This window comes from Vibrio harveyi (assembly GCF_030060435.1).
Classification (GTDB): Bacteria; Pseudomonadota; Gammaproteobacteria; order Enterobacterales; family Vibrionaceae; genus Vibrio; species Vibrio harveyi.
In genome coordinates this window covers 469,160-495,053 of record NZ_CP125876.1, presented here as the reverse complement: position 1 = coordinate 495,053, position 25,894 = coordinate 469,160, and the positions used below count along the sequence as shown (strand labels likewise).

Annotated in this window: 20 protein-coding genes; 8 read left to right on the top strand and 12 right to left on the bottom strand. The window is 44.7% G+C overall.

Annotation, left to right across the window (positions count from 1 at the left end):
* Positions 1 to 61 precede the first annotated feature (61 nt).
* On the top strand, positions 62 to 1,063 hold the full coding sequence (locus QMY49_RS18765) for a zinc-dependent alcohol dehydrogenase family protein (protein ID WP_283316028.1): 1,002 nt from the start codon (positions 62 to 64) through the stop codon (positions 1,061 to 1,063).
* A 105-nt stretch (positions 1,064 to 1,168) separates the two neighbouring features.
* Here the strand turns inward: QMY49_RS18765 and QMY49_RS18760 are convergent, their stop codons facing one another.
* The 3 genes from QMY49_RS18760 to QMY49_RS18750 all read right to left on the bottom strand — a co-directional run bounded on the left by QMY49_RS18760 (position 1,169) and on the right by QMY49_RS18750 (position 3,299).
* Entirely contained in the window at positions 1,169 to 2,254 is a 1,086-nt protein-coding gene (locus QMY49_RS18760; protein WP_009695860.1) for a methyl-accepting chemotaxis protein, read from the bottom strand.
* 190 nt (positions 2,255 to 2,444) lie between these two features.
* Positions 2,445 to 2,834, bottom strand: coding sequence for a VOC family protein (locus tag QMY49_RS18755; RefSeq protein ID WP_005450004.1), 390 nt, complete (start codon positions 2,832 to 2,834; stop codon positions 2,445 to 2,447).
* A gap of 60 nt (positions 2,835 to 2,894) precedes the next feature.
* Positions 2,895 to 3,299 carry a helix-turn-helix transcriptional regulator gene (locus tag QMY49_RS18750; RefSeq protein ID WP_005450005.1) on the bottom strand — a complete coding sequence of 135 codons (405 nt, stop codon included), beginning with the start codon at positions 3,297 to 3,299 and terminating at the stop codon, positions 2,895 to 2,897.
* A 275-nt stretch (positions 3,300 to 3,574) separates the two neighbouring features.
* On the opposite strand from QMY49_RS18750, the gene QMY49_RS18745 reads away from it, so the two are divergent.
* Positions 3,575 to 5,608: a TonB-dependent receptor gene (locus tag QMY49_RS18745; protein ID WP_283316022.1), complete on the top strand. Its 2,034-nt coding sequence runs from the start codon at positions 3,575 to 3,577 to the stop codon at positions 5,606 to 5,608.
* A 95-nt stretch (positions 5,609 to 5,703) separates the two neighbouring features.
* Here the strand turns inward: QMY49_RS18745 and QMY49_RS18740 are convergent, their stop codons facing one another.
* Entirely contained in the window at positions 5,704 to 6,399 is a 696-nt protein-coding gene (locus QMY49_RS18740; protein WP_005450007.1) for a VC0807 family protein, read from the bottom strand.
* Positions 6,400 to 6,872: 473 nt separating this feature from the next.
* Between QMY49_RS18740 and QMY49_RS18735 the strand changes: the two genes are divergently transcribed.
* Together QMY49_RS18735 and QMY49_RS18730 are read left to right on the top strand one after the other, a co-directional pair.
* Positions 6,873 to 8,261, top strand: coding sequence for a carbohydrate porin (locus QMY49_RS18735; protein ID WP_005450008.1), 1,389 nt, complete (start codon positions 6,873 to 6,875; stop codon positions 8,259 to 8,261).
* Positions 8,262 to 8,356: 95 nt separating this feature from the next.
* Complete coding sequence (locus QMY49_RS18730) at positions 8,357 to 9,268, top strand: MalM family protein (protein WP_029788373.1); 912 nt, start codon at positions 8,357 to 8,359, stop codon at positions 9,266 to 9,268.
* A 62-nt stretch (positions 9,269 to 9,330) separates the two neighbouring features.
* Here the strand turns inward: QMY49_RS18730 and QMY49_RS18725 are convergent, their stop codons facing one another.
* The 4 genes from QMY49_RS18725 to QMY49_RS18710 all read right to left on the bottom strand — a co-directional run bounded on the left by QMY49_RS18725 (position 9,331) and on the right by QMY49_RS18710 (position 17,084).
* Positions 9,331 to 12,105: an amylo-alpha-1,6-glucosidase gene (locus QMY49_RS18725; RefSeq protein ID WP_283316019.1), complete on the bottom strand. Its 2,775-nt coding sequence runs from the start codon at positions 12,103 to 12,105 to the stop codon at positions 9,331 to 9,333.
* 63 nt (positions 12,106 to 12,168) lie between these two features.
* A complete protein-coding gene (gene malE, locus QMY49_RS18720; protein ID WP_005450011.1) occupies positions 12,169 to 13,347 on the bottom strand; it encodes a maltose/maltodextrin ABC transporter substrate-binding protein MalE in 1,179 nt (392 codons plus the stop codon).
* Between the two features lie 255 nt (positions 13,348 to 13,602).
* Positions 13,603 to 15,408 (bottom strand): alpha-amylase family protein, encoded by a 1,806-nt coding sequence (locus tag QMY49_RS18715; protein WP_283316017.1) that lies wholly within the window; start codon positions 15,406 to 15,408, stop codon positions 13,603 to 13,605.
* A 41-nt stretch (positions 15,409 to 15,449) separates the two neighbouring features.
* On the bottom strand, positions 15,450 to 17,084 hold the full coding sequence (locus tag QMY49_RS18710) for a glycoside hydrolase family 13 protein (protein ID WP_050918585.1): 1,635 nt from the start codon (positions 17,082 to 17,084) through the stop codon (positions 15,450 to 15,452).
* Positions 17,085 to 17,202: 118 nt separating this feature from the next.
* Here QMY49_RS18710 and QMY49_RS18705 point away from each other — a divergent pair, with 118 nt between their 5' ends.
* From QMY49_RS18705 to QMY49_RS18690, 4 genes are all read left to right on the top strand, one after another.
* Positions 17,203 to 18,123 carry a LysR family transcriptional regulator gene (locus QMY49_RS18705; protein ID WP_009695866.1) on the top strand — a complete coding sequence of 307 codons (921 nt, stop codon included), beginning with the start codon at positions 17,203 to 17,205 and terminating at the stop codon, positions 18,121 to 18,123.
* A 55-nt stretch (positions 18,124 to 18,178) separates the two neighbouring features.
* A complete protein-coding gene (locus QMY49_RS18700) occupies positions 18,179 to 18,631 on the top strand; it encodes a GNAT family N-acetyltransferase (protein ID WP_009695867.1) in 453 nt (150 codons plus the stop codon).
* A gap of 144 nt (positions 18,632 to 18,775) precedes the next feature.
* Positions 18,776 to 19,315: a CAP domain-containing protein gene (locus tag QMY49_RS18695; RefSeq protein WP_283316012.1), complete on the top strand. Its 540-nt coding sequence runs from the start codon at positions 18,776 to 18,778 to the stop codon at positions 19,313 to 19,315.
* A 194-nt stretch (positions 19,316 to 19,509) separates the two neighbouring features.
* Positions 19,510 to 20,127, top strand: a complete 618-nt coding sequence (locus QMY49_RS18690; protein WP_283316746.1) for a hypothetical protein — start codon at positions 19,510 to 19,512, stop codon at positions 20,125 to 20,127.
* 80 nt (positions 20,128 to 20,207) lie between these two features.
* On the opposite strand, the gene QMY49_RS18685 is transcribed toward QMY49_RS18690, so the two are convergent.
* From QMY49_RS18685 to ahpF, 4 genes are all read right to left on the bottom strand, one after another.
* Positions 20,208 to 20,627 (bottom strand): VOC family protein, encoded by a 420-nt coding sequence (locus tag QMY49_RS18685; RefSeq protein WP_283316010.1) that lies wholly within the window; start codon positions 20,625 to 20,627, stop codon positions 20,208 to 20,210.
* Between the two features lie 1,158 nt (positions 20,628 to 21,785).
* A complete protein-coding gene (locus QMY49_RS18680) occupies positions 21,786 to 22,697 on the bottom strand; it encodes a retron St85 family RNA-directed DNA polymerase (protein ID WP_269984853.1) in 912 nt (303 codons plus the stop codon).
* The gene (locus QMY49_RS18675; protein WP_269984855.1) at positions 22,697 to 23,683 is read right to left on the bottom strand and encodes a retron St85 family effector protein; all 987 of its coding nucleotides are present in this window, start codon (positions 23,681 to 23,683) and stop codon (positions 22,697 to 22,699) included. Before QMY49_RS18675 ends, QMY49_RS18680 begins: the two co-directional genes overlap by 1 nt.
* A 535-nt stretch (positions 23,684 to 24,218) precedes the next feature.
* Entirely contained in the window at positions 24,219 to 25,787 is a 1,569-nt protein-coding gene (gene ahpF, locus QMY49_RS18670) for an alkyl hydroperoxide reductase subunit F (RefSeq protein WP_283316005.1), read from the bottom strand.
* Between the last annotated feature and the right edge of the window lie 107 nt (positions 25,788 to 25,894).

The following is a 25,894-nucleotide window of genomic DNA, read 5'->3' as shown; positions in this document are numbered from 1 at the left end:
CGTTATATACCGGTTTCCCTATGGCGCGCCATATTCCCTCGAGCAATTCAATGGTATCAAGATGAGCTTAACTAAGACCAAGACAACCACTCGCGTTAATCAACTGAGCTTTGGCTCGCCAAGTGTGTCATTGGTGTTGGAGCATGTTGAGCTAGAGCCACTCGCTTTGGGCAAAGTGCGCGTGCAAATCGAAGCCACAAACATTAATCCAAGTGACCGATTGTCGATTCAGGGAGTAGGGCAGTATCGTCGTGTGCATGTACCGCCGCGAGTGCCTGGGTTTGAAGCGGTAGGGCGTGTGGTTGAGATAAACGATCCGCATCCAACCGAATTTCACATCGGGCAAAAGGTGCTGGTGGCACAGAGCGGGACTTGGCAAAGCTATGTCGATGCGCCTGCGGAGAATGTCTTTGTAGTGCCGGAAGAGCTTGAGAGCTGCTATGCTTGCCAGTTGTATATCAATGCCCTGACGGCTTGGGTAATCACAACTCACGTTGCCAAGCTGAGCAAAGAGGATGTGGTGATCATCAACGCGGGCAATTCTGCGATTGGTAAGATCTTCGCTCAGTTGTCGCACTCACTTGGATTTACTTTAATTGCGATAAGCTCCGCGCCAGAGCGTTATCCATACGATTCCATTGCAGTGTTAGATAGCAAGCAAGATCTGCAATCTCAAATTGATGCCCGAGAGTTACCTCAACCCAATGTTGCATTCGATGCCATTGCCGGCAAGTTGGGTACAGAACTCATCCAAATTGTGCGTAATTCGGGAATATACATCAATTATGGAACGCTTTCACTCACCCCTTATGAGCCAGCTTTCTTCGCTTGTATGAAGCAAAACAATATCGACTTCAGTACGTTCTTTTTGCGCTATTGGGAAGAGTCGGTAGGTAAGACCGTTCGCAAACAAGTCTTTGCCGAGATGCTAGAACACTTTATGGAACACCAAATACAACTCGATGTGGATTGCTACCTTCCGTTAGAACAGTTCCAGCGCGCCTTCGAGCTGATAGAAGATGAGTCGGTCACGCTGCAAGGCAAAATCATTCTGACCATATAGTAACTATATTCAAACACCTTGAGGTTACTGGGTAAATTGAAGAATAAAAAAGGGATGGCATTCACCATCCCTTTTGTGTTCTAGCCAAGAGCAATTGAGGTGCCTTTAACTCGCGATGATTTCATCCATTAGGCGATCGATTTGCACTACGACTTGTTCGCTGGCGTCTTCCATGGCGTTAATTGCAGTCACCATGCCTGCCATGTTGCCAGATTTGGCTTGGCTCATCGCTTCACGTCCACCGTCATGCACGCCCTTGTGTGGTTCTTCAAGTAATGCATAGCTTCTTAAGTGGCTGTAAGCCTTGCCATCGCCACGGTAGTACCACTGACCCAAGCGACACTCAGAGTGGCTATTAACGGTTTCACCAAACGCGCCTTTTTGTAGGAGACGATAGATATTGTTCTTCCAAATAGCGTGGTCGAGTTTGACCGTATCCAAGAAAGCGCGTGTGGAAGCAATATGGATCACCTGTTGCATGTGTTCCGATTTCACGACCACTTCGTTGACAATAGAACCAATCTGCGCAGAAGAGGCAGACACTTCCTCAGCACAAGTTTGGTTTTCATCAATCGAGGTTTTAATCGCGTTCACTTGCGTTAGTACTTGGTTAACCAAAGAATCAATCTGCTCACTGGCTTCGCTGGCTTTGCCTGCAAGGTTTCTTACCTCATCTGCCACCACGGCAAATCCGCGGCCTGCTTCACCGGCTCGTGCTGCTTCAATCGCTGCATTTAATGCCAACAAATTCGTTTGGTCAGAAATCTCTTGAATAGTCGATACAAGAAGGGAAATAGAAGTGGCAGTTTTATCTAATATTTGAACCGATTCAATGCTTTGTGAGGCTTGCGTACTGATCTTCACTGCTCGGTTATCAAGACGAGCAAGAGCTTGATGAGTCTGCTTAAACATTTCATCTAGTTGTTGCAGCTCTTGGTTTTCATGCGCCATAGATTGCGCACTCTCCACCATCTCTGTTCGAATGGTTTGGAGCATATCTCCACCTTTCAAACTGCTCGACATCAACTCATCACTATTGTGGTGTTCCTGTTGAGCGGAGCGAACAAGCTGCTGAGCCTCTTGGAGCTGATTTTCCAGAGCAGCAACGTCAGTTTGGTACTTCTGTTTGAGATCTGCTAATTCTTGCTTTAGCAGCTCATTTTCTGATTTGATTCGTTTTAATCCAAACATAGGTTCTATAAATGTGACAGGATGTTAAAAAATCCATGCTAATCGAGTTGGATATCGAATACACGATCACTTTCATATCTTTGCTTGGTGTAATCACACTTTTTCGGTAGGGCTTTATACAAACAAGAGGTCTCAGATTTTGGTGCTTACCTGATAACCTCTGTTCTTTCTATCCGCTCATGAGCCGTTTTTAAAGCTCTTGCATCAATTGGATGTAGTTACCACAGGTATCGTCAAGTACCGCAATCATGACCGTGCCTGCTTCTCGTGGCTCAATTGAGAACTGCACGCCAAGCTCAGTTAATCTTGCATATTCTTTATTCAGGTCATCGACCGCAAACGACGTCCATGGGATTCCGGCTTCTTTCAACGCGTCTTGGTATATTTTTGCTGGACCAAATGCCATCGGTTCTAACAATAATTCCACGCCAGATTGCTCTTGTGGAGAGACCACTGTTAGCCATTTGTGCTCACCAATTGGTACTTCTGTTTTTTTAATGAAACCAAGGATATTGGTATAGAAATCGAGAGCTCTATCTTGATCGTTAACAGGAACGCTGGTTAGGGAAATTCTGATCACGGGTATTCACCTTTACTGTTTTGGAATAAGTAAAAGATAGCGAAAGCTTGGCTCAAAAACTTATTCTAGATTGCTTTTATATATTTTTTGAAACGCTTTGGGGGAGTAACCTGTGCTCTTTCTAAAGACACTCGAAAACGTGGTTAAGCTCTCATAGCCAACCTGAAAACAAGTATCCGTAATCGAGTGACCTTCCTTGAGCAGCACTTTGGCTTTTTTAATCCGCATATCCCTTAAATAGCTTCGCGGCGTGACACCATACATCTGTTTGAAAATCCGCACATAGTGAAAGCGTGACATAAAAGCCGCTTTGGCTAAGTCGTTTAGCTCGATGTTTTCTGAGTGATGCTTTTCCATAAATGCCTTGGACTGCCTGATCAGGAGGTACTGTTTCGGGCTCAACGGCATCTCGCTGTACACGCGATCGATTTCTTGTTCATAAAAGGTTTTTGGGCGAGATGGCATCGTGTTTCACAAAGCGAAAGAGAGTGGTTTTAGTCTAACACTGGAAGCAGATTCGTGGAGGTTATCTACTTCTCACTTTACTCAAAACCGTCCAACACCCACTTCCTCGCACTTTTTTGCTCTTTTCTGCTGAGTGGTTTACTGACGATGCCTGGTTCATTCTGAATAAAAATAAATCACTCATTAACGTAAAGAATGTAAATGAGATTAATTATCATTAATGTTGTGTATTATGCTTCGCACCACGTTGTTGTTTATAAAATATAAGTAGTATTATGAAACTGAAGTCACTATCAGCAGCCATCACCGTTGCCATTGCCTCTTTTGCTGCTCACGCTTCCGATGAAAATATTGTTGTTGTCGGTTCTGCCCTTGATCAACTTGTTCAAACTGAGATTAACGCTGAAACGTTAGAGCTCAAACAAGCGTCGGATATTAAAGACGTATTGAACACCATGCCGAGTGTTACGGTTGACGGTAACGCTCGTTACTCCCGTAAAGTTTACATTCGCGGTATGGAAGACAAATTCTCTGTCGTAACCATTGATGGTGCGCGTCAAGAAGGTCAGTTATTCCACCACTCGGGCGACCAAACGTTCGATCCTGCGATGCTTAAGTTAGCTGAAATCACGCTAGGTGGTAACTCAGTACTGTCTGGTGCTGGTGCGATTAACGGCTCATTTAAATACGAAACGAAAGATCCCAGCGATCTACTTTCGGAAGGCGAAAGCGTCGGTGCTCGCGTTAAAACGGGGTATCAAACGGCTTATGAGCGCTTCACGACGAATGTTGCGGTTTACGCGCAGTTGAATGATGAACTTCAGTTGATGGGTATCATCAACTACTCAGAAGACGGCGATCTTTACATTCCTGGTAAAGATGACGTGACTTCAAAGCAAGGTGAACTGAAATCTGGCTTGGTGAAGCTAGTCTTCGTTCCAAACGATGCTAATGAATTTAAGCTTACTTTTAACACCTACCAAGATGGCGGTAAGCGTCAGCTATCAGGTGAAAAAGCAGGCGCACTTTACCTGCATGATGATCACAACTACAACTCACTTAACCGTGATACCGTAACGTTCGAGCACCGTTTCGATAATGGAAGCGACTTGGTTAACCTAAAAACCAACTTGTACTACAACCGTCAATACATGGAACGCGACGCGTTAGTCGAAGAGTACGGCGATTGGAAGAAGGTGAACGGCGCTTGGGAATTCACCAAAGATGGTGACCTATCGATTCCTGATCGCGAATACAACGTGACGACCATTGGTGGTGACATCCGCAATATCTCTTGGGTTGGTGAACACGAGCTGACTTACGGCTTCGAAGGCTACAAAGCGGAGCAGTGGATTGACTCTGGTTTAGGTCACTACACCTCAGGTTCAAAACAAGATCAAACGAAGAACTACGACATGGATGGCGGTACTGTAACGGCTTACGGTATTTACGCTCAAGATGCGTTTGAGATTAATGACTTCCGTTTCGTAACTGGTCTTCGCTACGATGTTCATGAGCTGGGTGGCGTGTTTAAAGGTAAATACGATCAACTATCGCCTAAGTTCCAAGGTGAATACCAAACCACAGACAACCTAAAACTTCGTATTGGTTACGGTCGTCTATTCAAAGGGGCTTCATTGCCAGAAACGCTAACCATGAAAGCGGCGAGCGATGTTAAACAGTCTGATACCAAAGCGATGACGGGTAACAACTACGAAGCAGGCTTTGATTACGACATGTCTGGTTTGCTGATGGCAGACGATGCAATCCTTGGTTTTACTGCTTACCAGTATGATCTAGATAACCAAATGCACCCAACCAAAAACAACACAACTTTGGTAAACCAATACGATGTTGAAGTTTGGGGTGTAGAGACGGTATTCACCTACAGCATTGAAGACTTCGCGCTTTACGCAAACCACTCATACTCTGATGGTGAGCAAACGAGCCTGAAGAATGGCAAGAAGAGCCACATGAACAAAACTGGTATCCATAACATTAAGGCGGGCTTCAAATACGATCTAACCAGCGAGTTTGTGTTCGGCTGGGATTCACGTTTCGTTCCGGGTAATGATTACAAAGACGAAGATGGTGACAAGATTGAACGTGCAGGTTTTGCAACGCACAACCTATGGGCGGCTTACGTACCAGATTTTGCAAAAGACCTATCACTTAACCTAGCGGTAGACAACCTATTCAACAAGCAGTACGCAGAGCATACAGGCTTTGGTATTTCTTGGGGTTCAGATAAGTACACTAGCTACGAAGCTGGTCGTAACTTCAAAGCGTCAGTGGCTTATAGCTTCTAAGTGATAAGTTACTCTTAAAAACAAAACCCCGATAATTGGTTATCAATTATCGGGGTTCTTTTTATCTAACTTTGCCTATCAAGGTGCAACAAGCATTACTTGGTATGGAAGATCTGCTCGGTTTCTAGCGACGTCATCGCGCGAACTTGACGCCAGATGTAGTAGAAAATACCAAACATCATCAACATACTTGGGATAGCAATCATTGGGTAGCTGTAAAGGGTGAGCTTACCCAACTCTTCATTGAACGCCGCTGTGCCCGATGGGCTAGTCACAATCCAAGTTGCTAGAAAATAGTTCATCGCAGATGAGAAAGCGAACGTGCTAGCGAACAGATAGTTCGACGACATCAGGCAACGCTCAAATGCTTGCGTTTTACCATTCTGCTCTAAACGTTCGTTAATCAGTTGTAGGTTCAAGATGGTATCGTTCAATACAAGCTTTTGCATTAGCGGATAACGAGTGAAGGTTGAGCCTAACACTGCAATACCTATCAGACCTGGAATCAACGCCTCTTTTAACGCTAACCAACGTGTGTCTAGCTCTAACAAGCCAATACCACCGGTTAACAGCACACTGATAAAACCAAGTGCAGAAATGAAGTTGAATTTCTTGTTGCGGATAAGATCCATGCCGCCATAAACCAATGGGAACGCCAAGGCAACAACGAGTGCCATTGCTGTACCTAGGTGTTCTTCACCGCTGAACTTCATCAAAATGAAGGAAGGGATGATGACGTTAAACAGGACTTCGAATAATGGATTCGACTTTTTCGCCGTGGTGTTACTCATAATTTTACTGACTCTACTATGTCGGCTTGGGTTTTACTTTGTGAGAAGTGTTCTACTCCTTGCGCCAGATGTAAAGTCTTAAAGCCCCGAGTTGTGTAACGACTTATGAAATGGGACGGTAATATTGCTTTATTTCCGTAAGTTGTGTTTGGCGGGGCAAATATGTGCTGCATCGTGATCTCAAAACCGCCGTGCGCTTAAAACGCTAAATTTGGCAGTGTTCACAAATTCTCATCTTCCTTACTATTTACCGTGAATCATTCTTAGTTCGTTTAACGCGCATTACGTTGTAATTGATTCTATCAATGCTTTTAAAATCCATCTCAAACCGCTCTGATATAAAAAATAGCAATATCATCGTCAATTAAATCAATTTTTAGCCGCTTATTTTTCACTCCATCATACGTCATAGAAACAGCAATGCTTTCCGCAAGAGAAGCACACGAATTTAGTTGTCCGTATCGGAGTTTAGAATGAAAAAAGTAAGTGCAGTGGCTGCCGCAATTACATCTGTTTTAATGACAGGTGCCGTCTTTGCTGAGACCGAAGTGGCGTTAGATGTGATCGCTGGTGATGAAGCCGCACCCGTTGTTGAAAAAGTAAATGGTACCGATGTTATCGCTGATGGTTGGGAAATCTTCGGCTATGCGTCAATGAACTTTAGAACTGTTGATGGCAAATCAGTGGATACTGAATTTGGCAAACCAGATTACAAAACAGCAGGTACACACGGTAAGAGTACCAACCAAGTTGAATTCATCATCAAAAAGCATACTGAGCACGCGAACGGTGTTTGGTCTGACTTTGTTGTTCGCTCTGAATATGGCAACGGCAACTCTTATGCCTACTCTTCTGCGGGTAGCCAAAAAGACAATACCACTGCACAGTTTGAAGTGAAGGAAGCGTTTGTTGAAATCGGTGCGCTGCCTTACTTTGGGGAAGACACCTCGATTTGGGGTGGTCAACGCTTCCTAAATCGTGCGTCTGGTCTGTTATCTGGTGAGTTCTGGAAGCAGTCATCAGGTGTTGGTGCCGGTATTCAAACTAAGCTCGCTGGTAACACCGCAGGTATCGCGTATGTGATTGCCGATCCAGACGCAGGCGCACCAGATGTGTTGGTGTGTGAAGACAACAGCAATGCGTCGACGTGTGAGATTGTTAAAGCCAATGCTGAGCGCACTACTGTTTCTACTTTGGATTTCTACTACTATGGCGTAGATGTGGGCTTCGGTAGCGTAGATTTCGACTTTAAATACATGCAGCAAGAAGGAAAAGACAATTCTTCAGATGATGGCTTTGGCGCTGCAATTACTTTGAACACGAGTTACTACGGCTTAGACGGTTGGACGCAAAACGCACTTGCCTACGGTAAAGGTGTCGCGCAAAACCGTGGCGTGAACTTTGGTGGTTGGTCTGGCGGTGACGATAAAGCTGAATCTCTATTCTTCACTTCTTACGGTGTGCTAAACATCTCTGAAAACTGGCAGATGGGTTCTGAAATTACCTATATCGGTGCACTCGACCAACTGTTTGGTGCTGATGACTTAAAACGCTACCTTGTGGCTGTCCGTCCTTCTTATAAAGTGAACGATAACCTTCGTCTTGAGATGACGGCGTCTTATGGTCATGAAGAAGGGGCTGAAGGCTACTGGGGACGTACAGGGGATGATGTCGAAAGTGATATTTACAACATCGAACTCGCGGCGGCGTTTACTGTAAACGCAGACTACTTTGGTCGTCCTCAAATCAAACCTTACGTGAGCTACATTACCGCTGATGATGAAGCGAGCGCGCGTCAGATTGGCATCGAGGATGGTAAAAATGAAACCGTGATTGGTGTTCACACCGAAATTTGGTTCTAACCACACTTTGCAAAAGGCAGCGAATAGCGCTGCCTTGTTTGCTTTTGAATGATTGTTTAGCAGATCTGTTTTACCTTGAGAAAGAGAGATAAATCATGCAGAAAAACCGTGTAATCCTTGCCCTCATGTTGAGCTCGGCGTTAACCGCATGTGCGGCTTCTCCAACATTGGAAGCGACGACGTTGCAATCGGTGCCGGAAGCGGCAGTTTGCTGCAATAACTTCTCTGAATTTCCATGGTTAGAGCTCGGCACTAATGAGCAAATTGAGTTTTCGATTAATGCGGATTCGCCGGTAGGTCGCTTCGCTGAAGGGAACAGCTATTTTGCTGCGTTTAAGTTGCCAGCGCGTTCAAGCAAAGTGAATATTCAGCTTGCCAGCCATATGGTCAATGGCGAGGTTTTCGCGCCTAAGCTGATCACTTTAGATAAAGCGTTCAATATCGTGAATATCAATGATCATGATAGCTTTGATATCGAAACCACGGGCATGCTTACACGCACTCAATACCAGCTGAGCTTTACGCTCGACGTTGAGAAAACGCCTTACTTTATTGTTTATACTGATGAAAGCGAGCTAGGTGATTCGATTCAAATTCCTCATCCTGCCAAAGAGCGTGCTGTGGAGTTGGGTCAGCCAATGCCGATGGTGACCGACCCGAAATATACTTATGAAGCTTTTGGCTCTTTGGAAGTGGCGATCAAAACCTTATCGTTAGCCGCGCCTTCACGTACCACAGAGACACAGAAAGCGGCAGTTGTGGTGGCTCCGGTAAAATTGTCAGCGCCAGCATCAGCAACCATGCAAACATCGTCAGCAGTAAGTTCGAACACGAAATCGGCATCAACGAGTGTTCATGCTGATACACGAGCCTATTATTTTGAATCTATTCGAGCAGCAGTGAAGAACAACCAAACATCAAAAGCGATGACGCTGCTAGAAGAAGCCAACCGATTGGGTATCGACGGCGCACAGAAAGTGTTTGTTGACGCCGTAGATAACAAGTAACTCCATTATTAAAGTGTCTATTTTTGGACCTCAGAGAGCGCTTTCGCGCCCTCTGAGTTTTTTTAGTCTCTAGCAATACATAGCTTTTCTGCAGAACGCTTGTTGAGCAAGTAGTTCTCTTCCTCAAGCGCTCGGTGCGATAGTGCTGGGTTAGGTTGAGCGAAGGTTAATCCTTCCAACAAAGTAACTGGTGCTAATGGTTTTAATCTGGTTTTTACACCATCACGATTACACTTCATTTGCCCGGATTCTGGGTACCATTCGATCTCAATTGAACCGTCAATCACATCGGCTTCAATGCCGACCTCATATTCCTGACCGCGCAGTTTCACGATGAACTGAACTTCAGGTTGAGGGCGTTCAAACTCAAATGAGAACTTGGTTTTCTCAGCTTGTTCGACGTCAACATGCAGGGCGTTGTTATCACCAAACGGCAGTCGAGCGCTTAGGCGTTTCCAAGTTGATGGTAAGCTTGGGCAAAGCTTGATGGTGTTGCGCGAGAGCTGTGGCGTAAAGCCGAGATAGTCTTGCTGAGTGTTACGAGCAAATTCCGACACTGACCACGCTTGAGCATAAGTTCCGCTTTGAATGACGGACGTCGCAGACGCTTGGTAAGCATCCAAGTTTTCGCTCATGGTGCCGCGATGTCCCTGATATAAAATCTGATGGGCTAAGTTTTTGCTCAGTTGATACGCTAAATCCTGTTGCTGGTAACGGGTAAGTGCGCCCACAGTGAAGCCTGTGTTCCAACCCCAAATGGTCCCATTATGGTATGCCGCATCTTTGTGATACTCAGGGCGGTTGTCATGATAGGGGTGGAATTCTGGGTGCTCTTGTTGCAAAGAGCAGATGCCCCAAGGGAAAAGCAGATGCTCGACGCTGTTCTTCACAATGTGCTGCCCAATATACTCTGGAATTAAGGCTTGGTTGGTCGGAATGGTCAACGTCATTAGCTGGTTTGGGCGAATACTGATGTCTTTCACATCGTCTTGCTTGAGATGATCCGCTAAGCACATGGATTCGCTATCCCAGAACTTGTCGATAAAGCTGGCTTTCACTTTGTTCGCCAAAGTTTGGCAATGCTCCGCTAAGGCGTGGTCACCATTCCATTTTGCAAGTTGGTTTGCCACTTGTAGACTCTCAAACCACAATGCTTCGATGTCGTTGGCTTTCGGACCACGAGGTGACCATGGGATCTGACCGTTGATCTTGGCGTCCATCCAGGTATCGGGATCGCGATGTCGCATCAAGCCATCATCATCGAGATAGTGCTTTTCAACCCCTTCAATAAAGCGCTCTATGATGGGCAACATTTGCTGGGCGAACTGTGTATCACCGGAGTAGTTAATGTATTCGAAGATCTCGCGAATCATCCACGGTGTGCCGTCGGTCGTGTTGTAGATGATATTAGTCTCGCTGGTGACACGGTTTGGAATTCGACCATGATTTTTGTCTTTCAGATCATCTAACTGCATCGAAGCAAAGTTGGTGATGATGTCGCGGGCTTCGTCAAACTCGCCATTTACTAAACTGGTGCCGGGCAGCGCGATAAAGGTGTCTCTGCCCCAACAGTCTTTAAACCATGGCAACCCCGCCCAGATGCCGGTACCCAGCTCTTTATTAACGAAGGTTCGGCTGGCCAATCGTGCCCACATAACGGCGCGGTTGTATTCCAGATCGTCACACCAAAAATAGTTCTTGGTCAAAAACTCAAATACTGCGTTTTGATGTTTCAACTCTGCATGTTCGAGGGCTGCGTTTTGTGCTTGTTGGATAGCATCGGTTTTGTTGTTGGAGAACGCAAAGTAGGCAGTGAAGCGGTTCGTTGTGGTCTCTGAACTGAGCTTAATTTGAATGTTTTGGCTGCCGGACAGTACGTTATCACTGACGTTCGAATCTCTCTCATTGAGCGTTTGTGCTCGGAAGCTTTGGTTTGCGCTGATCGCGATAAACGAGAGCGAGCCTTCAGGGCAGATGTCTGGATCGACAGAGATAAGCAGGCAATCTTCCAACGCTTCTACTTGGCAGTACGATGGATTGAGGTTGAGTTCAGGAAACAGTGCCAACATTTCGCTGCTGGTGGATTCCACATTCAGTGCAGCAAGGCGTTGCCCTGCAATCAAGGACAAGCCATCTTTACTGGCATTCTCATAATGATGCTCGATTCCATATGGCATTAAGCAGGCATACTGCGCCTGTGTTTTGTCGTTGAATACGTTGCCAATGCTTGAGGCGAAACCACCTAAATACCAACCTTGATGATGGCGATAACGTGCCGTGCCCAAAGCGCTGTGTGTGGTGCCTTCATAGTAGCCGTCGAGGTTATCACCAAACACAAATGGGAAAGGCGTTTCGCTCTTGATCGCCAACGCCTCGAACAACTCATCGAGCGGAAGGATTTTGGCTGTGCTTGGCAATGATTTAGCGGGGATAGGACCTGATTGCGAAGTGATGAGATGATCGAATTTCAATTGAGTGAGTAAGGAGGCGGTGTCTGCCATTTCGGGTTTGACGCTTAGACTTGGCGACGCTGTGCTGAAGTCGAGCGTCAGCAAATAACGACCTGATTGTTTTGGTTCAAACACCAAATCATTACCAATGCCTTGAGTTGGAATAAGCGAGAGCTTTTGACTCAAACTGATATTCACTGCTTTAATATCATCTGCGGCGAACGTCCATTCTTCGCTGCCATTCAAATCAGCGATTTTGAATTGGTGTCTATCGGCTGGGAAAACTACGCTAGCTTGTAGTTGGTGCTCATCAATTGGCTGGAAAGGCGTATCTAGCCCCCAACCATTTAGTGTGCCTTTCAGATATAACGTTGGGTATTGGGGCATATTCTAGAGTCTCATAAAATAAAAAAGGCACAGCGAACTGTGCCAAATACGAACATGAAAGAATTAGCGAACAATTTGTTTTGCTGCAGTGTCTAGGGCGTCTTTCACGGTTTGCTTGCCTTGCATCGCGTTATCGATAGCAGCACCTTCCGCAAAGAAGTAAGACGTCATTTGAGGGATGTTCGGCATGATCTCGCCGTTTTCTGCGTTGATCATGGTTGATTTAATGCGTTCGTCACTTTCCAGCACTTTCTGGAACGATTTTAGTGTCACGGCACCAAGTGGCTTGTCGTCATCCATGATTTTCAATGCGGCGTCTTGGTATAGGTAGTTTTCTAGAAACTCAACAGCCAGATCTTTGTTTGGACTTGATGCGTTAATACCCGCACTCAAAATGCCAACGAATGGGTTACCTTTACCGCCGTTTAAGGTTGGCAACACGGCAACGCCGTAGTTCACATCCATTTTGTCTAGGTTGCCCCAAGACCACGGACCGTTGATGGTCATTGCCACTTCACCTTTGGTGAACGACGCTTCGGATACTGAGTAATCCATATTTGGATCGACGATGCCTTTGTTGACCATGTCGACAAGGAATTGCAGACCAGCCACACCCGCCTCATTGTTTACACCCGTGTCTTTAGCATCGTAGCCTTCTGCTGTTTTACCAAAAGCATAAGCGCCGCCAGCTGAAATCATTGGCCAAGTGAAGTAAGCGTTTTTCACGTCCCACATGATCGCTTTCTTGCCTTGTTTTTGCATCGCTTGGTGGATGGACTCCAGCTCTTCCCAACTCTTAGGTGGGTTTGGCAACAGGTCTTTGTTGTAAATTAGAGAAGGGACTTCGATAGCCAGAGGGTAGCCAAAGATTTTGCCATCTACAGTGACTGCATCCCAACTGAAATCGACAAGCTTATCTTTAAACTCTTGGCTCGGTTTCACTTCTTGCAGTAAGCCCGCTTGAGCGTAGCCACCAAAACGGTCGTGTGCCCAGAAGATGATGTCAGGACCACCGCCTGTCGCGGCGTGTTGTTGGAACTTTTCTTCTAGAGAATCCGGGTGCTGAACATTAACCTTAATCCCCGTATCTTCTTCGAACTGTTGACCAATTTGGCTCAATCCTTGGTAAGACTTATCACCGTTGATCCAAATGATGATCTCACCTTCCTGCATTGCAGAAACAGAAGGCGCTAAAAGAACAGATAAAGTGCAAAGCGAAAGTGTTTTTAGAATAGGTTTCATTGCGATAGATTCCTTGTTTCAAACCTAGTGACTGGACGTCAGCTGTTGTTTCACGGTTTGATAATACGGGGATGCACTCTGCGGTTAAAATTGATTTCTTTGTCGTTGGTATTACATTTTTCTATATCAATGCGTTGGAATGTGATCGGGGAAGGGCATTGGCTCGGGCGATACCCAGTAGCCAATGCTTTGTGGTGGTTGATGTAGAGAAGGGATTTGGAAGGTTTTGACTGTTTTTGTGAACAGCAGCCAAATTTAATCTGCGATGGAAGCGTCTATATCTAGTGTGAAAGCACTAGCGCACTGTGGCTCGATATTCAGTTGGCATTTACCGACACCATTTTCGACGCGTAAGGTGAGTGGAGAAAGACGATTCATAGCGTCTTTTAAGATGTACTCGCCATCGCGCAGTTCGAGTTTTTTGATCAGCTCAGATGGCATGACCAACTCTATGTTTTGAGGTTGTTCTCCCCTTAATCGTGCGACTGCCAAAATCAATTGCTGACTCGAATAGCGAGCAAAGCAGAATGACTCTTCCCTCAAGGCTTGTTGATTACTTGGATACAGGTCAAAGTAACCTCCCATTTTGGCTGGCGAGGTCAAAGCTAAGTTGAGTAAGCGTTGATAATAGGCTCTTACTTCTTTCTGTTGTTGCGATAACAAGCCCCCGTCGAACTTGCCATGATTCATCCACTTTTGGTGTTCTGGGACACCGATGTAATCAAAGATGGAGGTACGACTTGGTTGCCCAAAGCCTGCGTTTTCTCTTCCTGCTTCTCCCACTTCTTGTCCGAAATACACCATGGTTGGTGAGGTGCTAAGCAGAGTAGAAATCAACATAGCGGGCAAGCCGTTCTCTGCACTGCCTGCAAACTCAGGTGAGGCAAGACGCTGCTCATCGTGGTTATCAAGGAAGTGCAGCATGTGGTGTTCAATATCCATCATGCTTTCTTGAATCTCACTGATTTTGCTCACATGCTGTTTGCTGTGCATCACGTCTTTGAGGCAATCATAGAGGTCAACTTTGTCGTACAGATAGTCCATCTTGCCGAGATGAATGTAGTCGCGATACAGATGCGGTTGATACACCTCTGCCATCAAGAACACCTCTGGATTGACTGCTTTGATGCTGGAATTCATAAAGCTCCAAAACTCAACAGGCACCATTTCCGCCATGTCATAACGGAAGCCATCGACGCCTTTGTCTATCCAGTAAAGCGCTATGTCGCGGAACTTATACCAAGAGTTTGGCAGCGTTTTGTCTTGCCAGAATTGCAAATGCTCAGCATGGGATTTGTTTGCGTAATCGGCTGGCAGTTCTGGGAAATCTTTGCTGCCGTCTGGGCGCACGCCGTAATTGATTTTGGCGGTTTCATACCAATCATCAAATTGCGGCTGAGCAAGCCTAGAGCCGTTGCCGGTCCATTTGGCGGGAAACTCTTCAAAGACAGACAATTTTTCAAAGGAAGAAAGGTTCCTAATTAGCGTCGGGTCACCTAGCAGGGAAAATTGCTCAGGAATGTTAGGTAACTCAAACGCTTGATTAGGAACGTAATAGAAATTGTTGTCACGATGGTACTCAACGCTCGTATCGTCATCGGCACCAAAATCTCGCACACCGACAGGGTTGTTCAAACCTTGGTAACGTCTGGCAACGTGGTTTGGCACAATATCGATGATGACCTTCATGTTGTGCGCATGCGTACGCTCGATAAGGGCTTCAAACTCTTCTAATCGATATGCTGGATCATCCGCCAAATCGGGATTCACGGAGTAATAATCTTTCACTGCATAAGGCGAGCCTGCTCGTCCTTTCACCACCGCTGGATGGTCGTTCTCAATGCCAATGGCACTGTAATCGCGGATCACCGCATGGTGTGGTACTCCAGTGTACCAAATATGCGTAATGCCAAGCTGTTGAATGACAGTGAGCGCCTTTTCGTTAAAGTCACTGAACTTACCGACGCCGTTTTGCTCAATGGTGCCCCAAGGTTGATTGGTGGTGTTGGTGTTGCCAAATAGTCGGGTGAAAACTTGATAAACGTTCGCTGCGGAATTCATAGATATTTAAGGGAGCTCGTGGCTCCCATATCCTCCAAAAGTTATTTCAGTTTGACTGCGAAAGACTCGTAAGGTGCGAGGGTTATCGTCGCTGCAATCGCGCAAGGCGTCGCATAGTTACTGATTAAGCACTCTACCTGATCGGCTTGATATTGGGTTGGAACTTGCAGTGTTTGCTCGTGCTCTGAGAAGTTACTCACGATAAACAACAGTTCACCTTGGTATTCGCGCACGTAGCCAAACACGTGTTGATGCTCTTGCCATACTGGAGTGAAGCTTCCGTAGACGATGGTTTCATGACGTTTACGCAGCTCAATGAGCTTTTTGTAGTGGTAGAAGATCGAGCTCGAATCGTTAAGCGCCGCTTCCACGTTAATCTGTGGGTAGTTCGGGTTGACCGCAATCCAAGGTGCTCCGCTGGTAAAGCCCGCGTGCTCTGATGCGTTCCAGTGCATTGGTGTACGCGCATTATCACGACTGTTCTTGTGAATCGCATCCATCATGTGCTCGTGGCTGATACCGGCAGCGGTTTTCACATCGTAGAATTGTCGCGTTTCGATATCGCGGTAATCGCTTAGTTGGTCGAACGCCACGTTGGTCATGCCAATCTCTTCGCCTTGATAGATGTATGGCGTGCCTTTCAAAAAGTGCAGCGTTGTTGCTAGCATCTTGGCTGACTCGACTCGATAGGCTTTGTCATTGCCAAACTTCGACACTGCACGAGGCAAATCGTGGTTGTTCCAAAATAGGGAGTTCCAACCCGTGTCTTGCAGCTCGACTTGCCACTTGGTTAGCACGTCTTTGAATTCTTTAAGGTCGAGCGGAATCGGCTGCCATTTGTCGCCACCTTGCCAGGTTAGGGTAATGTGTTCAAATTGGAACACCATCGACAGCTCATGACGCTCTGGTGCGCTGTACAGCTTAGCGATCTCAGGCGTTGCCCCCCAAGTTTCGCCGACCGTTAATACATCTTTGCCACCGAAGGTTTCTTTGTTCATTTGTTGCAGCAGCGGGTGCAGGCGATCGCCATTGCCCGTGATACCTTTGTCGACTTCTTTTCCTATCAGATCAATCACATCCAATCGGAAACCGCCGATGCCTTTTTCAATCCACCAGTTCATCATCTTGAATACTTCTTGATGAACTTTCGGGTTCTCCCAGTTCAAATCCGGCTGGCGTTTTGAAAAGAGGTGGAAGTAGTACTGCTCGGTTTTCTCGTCCCATTGCCAAGCATCGCCACCAAAAATCGATTCGATGTTATTTGGTAGATTGCCTTCTGAGTCTGCATCACGCCAGATGTAGTAATCGCGGTACGGGCTATCTTTAGATTCACGCGCAGAAACGAACCAAGGGTGCTCATCCGAAGTGTGGTTAACCACCAAATCCATAACGATTTTGATATCACGCTCGCCAGCTTCTTTGAATAGCTGTTCCATGTCTTCCATGGTGCCGAACTCACGTGCGATGGCTTGATAGTCTGAAATGTCGTAACCGTTGTCATCCATTGGCGATTGGTAAACAGGAGAGAGCCAAATCACGTTGATGCCAAGGTTTTTCAAGTAATCCAGTTTGCTGATGACACCTTTTAGATCACCGATGCCATCATTGTTGGAGTCGTAAAAACTGCGTGGGTAAATCTGATAAACGACTGCATTATGCCACCACGTTTTTTCCATGTTGTTTGTGCCTTTTCAATCAAAAATCTAAGACAAAATATAGTGGCTTTTCCCCGCTAGTAGAAATTGAACTTTTTGCTTATGATATAGGAAAAATTGATACCTAAATGAGTGGGCGATGATGAATCGAGTGAATCGATATTTTCTGACCGTAGCCAGAACCGGAAACATCAAGAAGGCGTCTGAGCTGCTGCATGTAACACAACCAACCCTGACAACGGCGATCAAGAAGCTAGAAAGCGATATGGGTGTATCGCTATTAATACGTCGTTCTAAAGGCGTAGAGCTGACAGAATACGGGCAAGTATTTCTCCGTTATGTCGAGGAACAGCAAGAAAAGCACCTCGATTTGATGCACAAAATTCAAGACATGCATCAAAGGGAACACGGTAAACTGAAGATCGGTGTTGGTGAAGCGTGGTGGGAGCTTTTTGTGCGACATGGGATCACCAAATACCAAGAAGCGCATCCTCATAGCTCACTCTATATTGAATTTGGCAACAACCTTTCTTTGATGCAGCACCTGATTCAAGGTGATATAGATTTATTTATTGGTCACGAAATCGGCGGATTGAAAGATCTTATGCCGGTGGTGTTCAGACCGCTGTTCCAAGATCAAGAGTCTTTCTTTGTTCATCGAGACCACCCTCTACTTAATGACAAAATGTTTTTGGAATCACCATCCGAGGCGATGTCTGCTTATCCACTGATCCGCGTAACGCCGGGGCATTCTCGATACAGCTCAGTGCTCAACAACGCATTCGAGTACGATCAAATCTTCAACCAATCCAATGAAACTGCACCTGTGGTTTATGAAGTCGGTTCTCTGCTTGCTAGCTTGGATTTGCTCGAAACGACCAATGCTATTATGCCTTACAGCGATAAGATGAACGGTTGGATGGAGAAAAACGGCGTGAAGTGTTTGCACACAGATACCAGTAAAATCGGTAATGTCGGTATCTATCACAAACGCCAGTTAGATAACGACAAAGCTCAGTTCCTTATCAATGAAATCCTGACCATGACGACAGAGATTTAGTAAGGTCTTACATCCCCTCATAGTAAGCACGAATCGATTCTAAAGAGATAATTTTATGACCAACAACATAAATTTCAGAGCCTTCCTACCAAGTGATAAAGAGGATTGCCTGCGCATCTTCGATGAAAACTGCCCTGAATATTTCGCAACTAATGAAAGAGAGGATTACGCGGAGTTTCTTGATAGTGACCCACAAGGTTATGAAGTGTGCTTTCTAAATGGTGAACTCGTTGGTGCTTATGGTTTGAGTGGCAAAACACAGGCATTTCATAGCTTGAACTGGATTTTAATCTCACCAAAAGCGCAAGGCATGAAGATTGGTCATGAGTTTATGAGTCGAGCGATTCACCGAGCTGAGCAGTTGAACATCCCCCAAATCAAAATCGCCGCAAGTCATTTATCTGCGCCGTTTTTTGCCAAATATGGTGCCGTAGAGCTGAACTACATCCCTGATGGTTGGGGTGTCGATATGCACCGTATCGATATGGAATTGAATCTCCAGTCGTAAGCAAATTCGAGCTATGAAAGCGTAGCGTGAGTATTTGGTTAAAACACCTTGCACCATATGGTGCTTTTATTGGTTTTTGTTAGGTTATTGAACTTGGTTATCGAAAGCGTTTTTTGCCTTTCGTCAAACAGATAAGGACAGACAATGCCAACAAAGATCTTAGTGCCTACTTTGGCGCTACTTCTCAGTGCATGCGGTGGCGATGGAGATTTGTCATCACCTGCAGACAGCGGCTCACAATCCCCTGATACACCACCTACAGCCACCACTTTTGCCGATCAAATGCTTGCCGCAGTTAACGATGCTCGATCTAAAACTCAGCAATGTGGTTCAAGAACTATGCCTCCCGTTGGAGCGCTTACTTGGAGTTACGATTTAGAAAGCGCAGCGTATGGACACTCTAGCGATATGGCAAACAGTGATTTTATGAGCCATACCGGATCAAATGGCAGCACGCTTTCCAGTCGCATCAATGCCACAGGTTATGCTTGGAGTAGGTTAGGAGAGAATGTCGCTAGAGGGCAACGTTCAATCGATGCGGTAATGAACTCTTGGCTATCGAGTGAAGGGCACTGCCTCAATATCATGAACGCCGACTTCGACCAGATGGGCTCATCCATGGTGGAGAACCAATCGACGAATTATCGCTATTACTGGACCCAAGTCTTCGCCAAGCAGCGTTGATGACGACAAATAGATCAGTCTGGACAACAAACAGATAAAGCCAGTAGAGGAGACTCAACTGGCTTTATTTTTATTTTGGTACAGTTGGTCTAAAAAATTGACAAGATAAGTTTTGATCGATTATTCTTTTTATAGACCAAGTGGTCTTGAAAGGTTTGAAATGAATAAGCCGTTTAAATGAAGGGGATCGAATGATGTCTACGAGTAAAACTACGATAAAGAATGCGCATATCAATTGGGATTGTGAGGGTAAGTTCAACTTCACGACTGGGTTTGGTGCAACCAAAGCGGAATCCATGATCGCCAATTACGCAGCGTTTATTGCTCCAGTGATCCTCTACTTTTTTGCATGGCAAACCTTGGAGTGGAGTTGGCTTCAAATTATTGTCGCGTCATTGCTCACGTTAGATATGATTGGAGGTGTTCTGACGAACTCTTTAGGCTCGATGAAGCGATTTCTACATACCGACCAAAAACTTGAGCTGACTTGGATGGGCAAATTGGTAGGCAGCAAATTCTTGTTCCCTGCTATTCACTTTCAATTGTTTGCTGTGCCGTTATGTTTTGATATCGCTTGGTCTTACGCGTTTTTCTGGTATGCCGTGATGATGGTATCGGTTGTGTTTTTGCACTTCCTGCCGCTTTATTTACAACGTCCGGTTGCGCTACTTGCAGTCATGTTATCCATCATTCTTTCGACATTAGTCCCGGCTCCGACTGGTTTAGAATGGTTAGCACCAATCTTCATTATTAAGTTAGTGCTCTCACACGGTGTTCGAGAAGAGCCTTACCGCCCGTCTCTTTCTCAATAGATACGAGCATCGTCAATTACGCCTCCTTGATAAACGAAACGCCAGCAAGGAATTCCTGCTGGCGTTTTTTATACTTGGTATTAACTCGTTAAGTTACGTAGTTTTGGATCATCGGTAAGGTATTCTACAAATTCGATTTCAAAGCCAGCTGGGTCAACAAAGTAAATGTTCTTACGGTATGGCTCTTTTGCGCCGGGTTGGGCAATTGGATAACCTGCTTCAATCAATCGTTTTGTCACACCGTCGATGTCATTAGTCACGTAGGCGAAGTGTGCGAGACCAACTTGGTGACCACTTAATTCTCGGTTGTTGCCTTCGCCGTGGTCGCTCATTGCAATGTATTGGTATTCATCGCCAAAGTGCAGCCAGTTTCTCGGCTTTCCACTCCATTCGCCAGTACCTTCATCACGTACATACCAATGTGGAAATGCCGCTTGATAAAAGTTCAGCATTTCTGGGATATCCTTTACCACTAAGTTCACATGTTCTAGTTGGATCATTGTGTGCTCCTTTCTTTCATTTCCTAGCCAACGATGAACATGCTAAAACCTCAAGTTAAGTTGAGGTAAAGAGTTTTTTTGGAATTTTTTATTGTAAGTGCGTTGGCTAATTATTTGGATCGAGTTTTTGGTGAATAGATTCCCAGTCTCACCTAGGTTCGCGGGAATGACGGGGAGAGAGCTAAACGAACAGCGTCATTCTGAAGGAGCCTAAGCGATTATTCAGAATCTAATTTCAGCGCGTTGTGATGTTGCATTGTGAATTGAACTTTCCGCGATTGCAGGACCAGTCCCTCCCCTTTGAGGTCGTTGCTTTGAGAGCTTTGGAGTTTGATACAAGGGGAGGTTAGGTGGGGTTGGTGGTTTGAAACTGAATGTAGGGTTATGTGCTTACAACCCTCTTTCACCGTTTGTTTGTTCGTGTTCTTGTTAATCATTTTCGATCGAGTTTGTGGTGAATAGATTCCCAGTCTCACCTAGGTTCGCGGGAATGACGGAAAGAGAGCTAAACGAACAGCGTCATTCTGAAGGAGCCTAAGCGATTATTCAGAATCTACTTTCAGCGCGTTGTGCTGTTGCATTGTGAACTGAATTATCCGCTAGCACAAAACCAGTCCCTCCCCTTTGAACACGGAGTGTTGAGAGCTTCGGAGTTTGATACAAGGAGAGGTTAGGTGGGGTTAGTGCTTTGAATCTGAATGTTGGGTTAGGTGCTTGCGACCTTCTTTCACCTGTTGTTTGTTCGTGTTCTTACTAATCAATTTCGATCGAGTTTGTGGTGAATAGATTCCCAGTCTCACCTAGGTTCGCGGGAATGACGGAAAGAGAGCTAAACGAACAGCGTCATTCTGAAGGAGCCTAAGCTATTATTCAGAATCTACTTTCAGCGCGTTGTGCTGTTGCATTGTGAATTGAACTTTCCGCGATTGCAGGACCAATTCCTCCCCTTTGAACTCGTTGTGTTGAGATCTTCGAAGTTTGATACAAGGGGAGGTTAGGTGGGGTTGCTGGTTTGAGGCTGAATGTTGGGTTAGGTGCTTTCTACCCCCTCCAACTCCCCCTTTTCTTGACATGGTTTGCCAAGCATTTGAATATGGTTATCAAGGGGGAGGGGATTCTTTGTTGTGTTGAGTGTTTCTAAATTTATTTCCCAAGGGGTTATGAAAAACGTAGTATCTCTTGAATTTTTTGTGAACTATATTTGTTACATAATCTATTTATGTATGACGGCTCGATAGACTTTACAAATGACAAATAACCTGACAAATATGATTTATCTTCTGAGCTCAATGAGCTCCACTTGTAAACTTGCTCTCTAATGAATCTTTTATTACCTCTGCCTATAGATAGTTTTTTATCAAGCGTAATAACAACACCCGTCACACTCATTCTATTTTTCTTCGATGAATGTTTTGTTTTTTTCTTATTGATGGTTAGAGTAGGGTATTCTAAGCTCTTAATTATTCCAGATACTCCCTTTTGTATAATACAAAGCACATTTTTATTACTTGTAGAGAAAAACATATCATCGGCATATCGAGTGTACTTAACACCATAAGACTTAGCAAGTCGACTTATTCTTTCATCTAATGTATAACAAATAGAGTTTGATAGAGATGGTGATGTTACAGAACCAATTGTAATTGTATCTTTCCTACATATAATATTAGTCATGAGTTTGAAGTCTTCTTCATCAAAATGAGGGAAGATCTTAGAAATAGACTCATGGCAGTATTTTTCTATGTCTGATCGAGTAATTGACTCGAAGAAGTCCTTTAAGTCTATTCTTAGTAGATAATTGTTATTCTTGTGAACATTAGCATGATCTTTTAAGCTCCTTTTTTTCCTGTAGGCATAGCATGCGTCATGCACTGGTAGTTTGTCTAAAACTTCATCATATACAACCTTTTGAAGAGCTCGAATTGCCATTGAGGGTTGGTAAATTAGCCTCTGGCTTCCATCTTTTTTAGGGATAGTAAATCTAGCATATGAGATACTAGCTTTATTAGCTATATCCAAAACTTGATCTTTCTCGATAAGAGTACTTTTACTAATTAGCTCTAACAACATTAATCAGTTACCTTTCGAATTGCTTCTTTAAACTCTTCGATATATAAAAGCTTGGATAAACATATAAGGCGAAGTCTTCGACTTACACTTAATAAATTTGTTGTTGTTTCATTTCTATATAATCTTTCATAGTTAATACAAGTATATAATTTTTTATCTTTGAAACTAAATGACTCTATTATTTTTAAAGCGACGCAAAGAGAAATTATGAACTTAACTTCAGATTCATTATCTTTTAGTTTGAAGGATTGTTTGCATATGTCATATATATTGTCTTCGTCTATAGGACCTATGCTTGTGATTATTATCACTACAATGAACAACAGTTCTTTTCGAGAAAAATTTTTATCACCAAACTTGTCGTCATTATCTTTTTTGAGTGATTTAAAGCCTTTGTTAAGATTGTCGATCATTAAAGGCATTGTTGTTAATATGGTCTCAAAATCTGCATAAATTGTAGGTTTATACACTGAATCGCTATTTATCCAGCTTATTGGACCTGTATTTATAAACGATAGGTCATCTTCAAAATTTTTGTCGAGAATTGGAAGTAGTTTTGAACGTAATCTGCTACTGATAGAGAATGCGCCAAGTTCAGCGACCGTGCCATATGACTCGACAAGTATAATCACTGCATCAGAAAAGTCAGCTAGCCATTCTTCCAACCTCAAAGCATTTATAGAGCCGTCTTTATTTTGTGATTGATTAGAAGAGATTATTTCCCAAGCATTTTCTGCCCTAAAAGTCATGAGGTTAGGAGCATGTTTATCTAGGTAACATTCGATGACTTCTCGATTATTACAATACTTGGGGTCTCCACCGCATATGAACAAAATTCTTGGTAGCTTAGCTCCTCCAAAAAGTGATCGTTTGTAATCACTAGGGTATCTACCTTGGTGTGACTTAAACTGCTTAATCAATACGTTTTTTGCAGAGAGAAATTTAGGGTGGCTAAACCATGTGGAATGAGTGTTTTTTCGCGACATAATCTAACGCCGATGTCTGAATGAGCAGAGGGAAAATTAGCCCTTACCGTAGCAGTTTGAAGGCTGAAATGAGAAGTTGCGTAGCAACTGAGCATTTCAGAATTTAAACTGACTTCGAAAATTCAAATTTTTGAAGTGAGTTCCTCACTGAGAAAATTTGGACTTTTCGAAGTTCAAAATACCTCAGGAGTGTTACAGAAAGGCAGTACGCCTTTCTTGAAAGTAAAAGTTTACTTTCATAACTAAGGGCTTGTTTGCATATTATCAGTGTTGTTGCATTTGTCAATGGTGCTAATTTGTTGTTTTCATGGTAGTTGTAGAATTGAAAAAATCGGATGTTTGAGGGTATTACTTATTGGAGCTTTGAAATAACCCCAAAATCAAAAAAAGCCAGCAGTAGTAGCTGCTGGCAAAGTCTTTGGGCTTCTAGGTTTTTGCTTTTATTTCTTGCCACTCCGTTCTACACAGTGCCCCGATTGGCTTTCCGGGGAAGAAAACACAGCACTGTGCGCTTTGTGTCCAAGAAATTTGGAGATTAGCCTTGCTTACGGATTAGGTAGTCAAATGCGCCTAAGCTTGCTTTTGCACCTTCACCCATCGCAATGATGATCTGTTTGTAAGGAACGGTTGTTGCGTCACCGGCTGCGAACACACCTTCTAGGCTAGTATCGCCACGGCTGCCGACTTCAATTTCGCCGCGCTCAGATAGCGCTACTTCTGAATCTTTTAGCCATTCTGTGTTCGGTACTAGGCCGATTTGAACAAAGATACCTGACAGTTCAATCTCTTTGATTTCATCTGTGTTGCGGTCTTTGTACTTCAAGCTTGTTACGCGAGTACCGTCACCTACAACTTCAGTAGTTTGCGCCATCGTAATGATGTCTACGTTTGGTAGTGAGTTTGCTTTGTCGATAAGCACTTGGTCTGCGCGAAGTACGTCTGCGAATTCAAGAACCGTTACGTGTTCTACGATACCAGCAAGGTCGATAGCGGCTTCGATGCCTGAGTTACCACCACCGATAACCGCAGTTTTCTTGCCTTTGAACAGTGGACCGTCACAGTGTGGGCAGTACGCGACACCTTTGTTGCGGTACTCTTGCTCACCCAGAACGTTCATTTCACGCCAGCGTGCACCTGGGCTTAAGATGACACTCTTACTTTTCAGCGTTGCGCCACTTTCAAGCTGGATGTGAATCAAACCATCTTCTGTGTGTGCTGCGCCCATTAGCTTCTCAGCTTGTTGCTCAGTCACGACGTCTACGTCGTATTCTTTTAGGTGTTCTGCAAGGTCAGTTGCCAGTTTTGGACCTTCAGTACGTTTTACCGAAATGAAGTTCTCAATTGCCATGGTGTCCATAACCTGACCACCAAAGCGTTTAGCAACAACGCCAGTGCGAATACCTTTACGAGCGGCGTATAGAGCAGCTGCGCTACCACCAGGACCACCGCCGACAACAAGTACGTCGTATGGGTCTTTTTCGCTCAGTGCTTTCGCCGCTTTCTCGCTCGCGCCGTCATCCACTTTGTTTAGGATTTCAGTCAGAGACATACGACCTTGACCGAATAGCTCACCGTTCACGAATACACTTGGTACAGCCATGATGTCGCGTTGTTTCACTTCATCTTGGAACAAACCACCGTCGATCATGGTTGCTTTTACTTTCGGGTTGATCGCCGCCATCATGTTGAACGCTTGAACCACGTCCGGACAGTTTTGACACGACAGTGAAATGAAGATTTCTACGTCTAGATCTTTGTCTAGTGCTGCGATTTGCTCAATCACTTCTGGTTCTAGTTTGATTGGGTGACCGCCAGAATGAAGCAGAGCCAATACTAGAGAGGTAAATTCGTGACCCATTGGCAAGCCTGCAAAGCGTAGTGCAGTGCCTTTTGCTGGGTTAGTTACCGCCATCACTGGTTTACGTGCGCTTGCGTTGTCGTCACGTTCAACGGTGATTAGGTCGCTCATCTCTGCGATTTGGTTCGCTAGAGACAAAATGTCATTCGATGCTTTGCTTTCATCTAGACTAACCACTAAACGAACTTCTTCTTTTACATTAGCCAGATATTGTTTGAGTTGTTGTTGGATCGCTTGGTCTAACATAGTTGTTACTACCTTAATTAAAACTAAAAAGTGGTTACTGTAGATAAAACCTGAGGGGGAGAGAGCAAATCAGGCAGAAGGTCGTCAAGGTATCTAACCTGAAGTGC